This window comes from Actinotalea sp. C106 (assembly GCF_023630195.1).
GTDB lineage: Bacteria > Actinomycetota > Actinomycetes > Actinomycetales > Cellulomonadaceae > Actinotalea.
On the sequence record NZ_JALPKN010000345.1, the window covers coordinates 1 to 2,900 of the forward strand.

Consider the following 2,900-nt stretch of genomic DNA (forward strand, 5'->3'; position numbering starts at 1 on the left):
CTCCGACTTGCCCGCCGCCCACTGACGGGGGCCGGCCGCGGCCGGGCGGGGTCGATCTCAGGCGATCGTGGTGAGCAGGTCGCGGCATGCCTCCTCGCAGGCGCGGCAGGCCTCGGCGCACACCCGGCAGTGGTCGTGCATCTCGCCGTGCCGGCTGCACTCGTCTCCGCAGGCTCGGCAGGCGGCGATGCAGGCCTGGAGTTGCGTCCTGAGAATGTTCAGGTCGACCTCCGTCTGGCGGGACAGGATGCGTGCGGTCGCACCGCAGCTGTCCGCGCAGTCGAGGTTGGTGCGGATGCACCTGCGCAGGTCGGTGACCTTCTCCTCCGCCAGGCAGGCGTCGGCGCAGGCTGTGCAGGTCTGGGAGCACTCCACCAGTGCGTCGACGGCGCTGCTCAGGAGGCGCCGGTCCAGGTCGGTCGTGGCGGGGTGGGTCGAGATCATCGCTGCGGACGACATGGTGCGCTCCTCGTCTCCGGTGGGCGGCAGCCGTGCGGGGACGGCCGCGTCATACCCTCGACGTTACGAACGGAACGTGACGGGCGCACCCGGACGGCCCCGGCCGGGCCTCGCGGGACGTCGTCGGGCGCGGAGAGGTGTCGGATGCACTCGGTGCACCGTTGCACTCGGTGCACCGACCTGCCTAGTATGCGCCGTGCCCTCGAGTCATCCCACCACTGATCGGCGCGCTGCCCTCAAGGAGCGTCACCGGCGGGACATCGTCGCGGCCGCTGCGGCGCTGCTCGAGGAGACCGGTGGGCTCAACTTCACCATCGAGGACCTCGCGGCGCGGGCCGACGTCTCGCGCCGGACCGTCTTCAACCACTTCGCGTCGTTGAGCGACGTCCTGGCCGCCGTCTTCGACGACGTCATGGGTGGGCTCCTCGCCTGCTACCAGGCGCAGGCCCCCCTCGACGCGGGCGGACGTGCGTGGGCCGGGGTCGACGCGGTCTTCGACGAGCTCGCCGCCGCGTTGCGGGCCACCGACCTGGTGCCGTCGATGTCCTACCTCACGCGGTCCCTGATCGGGGAGAAGGAGCGCTCGCCCTGGCTCGACGGTGTGCTCCTGCGTGTCCTCGAGGATGGTGGTCTGCGCCTCGCCGCAGCCATGCGGGAGCGACGCCCGCGTGTGGACCCGCTCGAGATCGACCTGCTGGTCAACACGGTGATCCATGGGGTCCTGGTCGTGCACCGTCACTGGTACGAGGCCACCGACGCGGCCGACGACGACGCCTCGCGCGTGGTGTGGTCCGGCCTGGTCGAGCGCTTCCTGAGCCGTCTTCGCGCGGGGTACGGCCCCGATCCTGGCCCCTCCTGACCGGTACCGCCCGTCTCCACCCATCCCCCCTGCACCACCCGGCTCCGCCCCTTCCACGCACCTCGAAAGGTCGCCATGGCTGAGATCCTGTTCCGACTCGGACGCCTCGCGGCGCGGCGTGCCCGCCTCGTGGTCGCCGCCTGGGTCGCCGTCCTCGCCCTCGCCGGGGTCGCCTTCGCCGTCGGCGGCGGCACCCTGACCACGGCGCTCACGATCCCCAACACCCCGACCGCCGAGGTCACCGACCAGCTCGAGGCGGAGTTCCCGTCGGCAGCAGGTGGCACCGGCACCGTGGTCCTCAGCACCGAAGACGGCTCCGAGCTCACGGAGGCCCAGCGCGAGGAGCTGAGCCCCTGGCTCGCCGAGGTCACCGAGGTCGACGGCGTCGAGGGGGTCATCGACCCCTTCCAGACCGAGGCCGAGCGGGCTGAGCAGCAGCAGGCCCTCGAGGCAGGACAGGCGCAGATCGAGGACGGGCGCGCCCAGATCGAGCAGGGCCGCGCGCAGATCGAGGACGGTGCGGCCCAGCTCGAGGCCGGCCGGGCGCAGCTCGACGCGGCACGGGCCGAGCTCGAGCAGGGACAGGCCCAGCTGGACGCCGCGCGTGAGCAGGCCGAGGCGGCCGGAGCGATCGACCAGGCGGCCCCCCAGCTCGACGCCCAGCAGGCCGAGATCGACGCCGGCCTGGCCCAGCTCGAGGAGCAGCAGGCCGTGCTCGAGGCCCAGGAGGCCGAGCTCGAGGCCGGGCGCGCCGAGCTCGAGGAGCAGGCGGCCGCGCTCGAGGAGCAGGCCACCGAGGCCGAGCTGGGCGCCGAGCTCCTCGAGACGGCGGCCGAGATCCGCCTCGTCTCCGAGGACGGCAGCGCCGCGATCGCCAACCTCTCGTTCTCCGAGAGCCAGTTCGAGATCACCCAGGAGACCAAGGACGAGGTCATGGAGGTGCTCGGGGCCCCGCCGGTCGACGGCGTGGAGTCCAGCTTCGGGGCCGACATCGCCACCGCCACACCCGAGCTCCTCGGCGTGGGCGAGGCCGTCGGCGTCGTCGTCGCCGCGATCGTCCTGCTCGTCATGCTCGGCACCCTGATCGGCGCCGGGCTGCCCATCCTCACGGCGCTGATCGGCGTGGGCATCGGGGCCCTCGGCGCCCTGTCCCTCTCGGGCGTGGTCGAGATGGTCTCGGTGACCCCCGTGCTCGGTCTGATGCTCGGGCTGGCGGTCGGGATCGACTACTCCCTGTTCATCATCAACCGGCACCGGCGTCAGCTGAAGCAGGGCTACGACGTCGAGGAGTCCATCGGCCTGGCCAACGGGACCTCGGGCAACGCGGTGGTCTTCGCCGGCGCGACGGTCCTCATCGCACTGCTCGGGCTCAACATCACGGGCATCCCGTTCCTGGGCCTCATGGGCACCGTCGCCGCGTTCTGCGTGGCGATCGCCGTGATGATCGCGGTCACGATGACCCCGGCGCTGCTCTCCCTGGTCGGGCGGCGCATCCTCAGCACGAAGGAGCGGGCTGCCCTGGCCGGCGCGGCGGGCACCCCCGGTGCGGCGGGCGCGGCCGCACCGTCGCCGGTGGCCGCGG

At 72.7% G+C, this 2,900-nt stretch carries 3 protein-coding genes; 2 read left to right on the forward strand and 1 reads right to left on the reverse strand.

What is annotated here, in order from left to right; genetic code table 11:
- Positions 1 to 57: 57 nt before the first annotated feature.
- On the reverse strand, positions 58 to 459 hold the full coding sequence (locus L0B03_RS16050; protein WP_250447734.1) for a four-helix bundle copper-binding protein: 402 nt from the start codon (positions 457 to 459) through the stop codon (positions 58 to 60).
- A 196-nt stretch (positions 460 to 655) separates the two neighbouring features.
- Between L0B03_RS16050 and L0B03_RS16055 the strand changes: the two genes are divergently transcribed.
- The gene (locus L0B03_RS16055) at positions 656 to 1,318 is read left to right on the forward strand and encodes a TetR/AcrR family transcriptional regulator (protein ID WP_250447736.1); all 663 of its coding nucleotides are present in this window, start codon (positions 656 to 658) and stop codon (positions 1,316 to 1,318) included.
- Positions 1,319 to 1,393: 75 nt separating this feature from the next.
- A partial coding sequence (locus tag L0B03_RS16060) for an MMPL family transporter (RefSeq protein WP_250447738.1) occupies positions 1,394 to 2,900 on the forward strand: 1,507 nt, incomplete at its 3' end.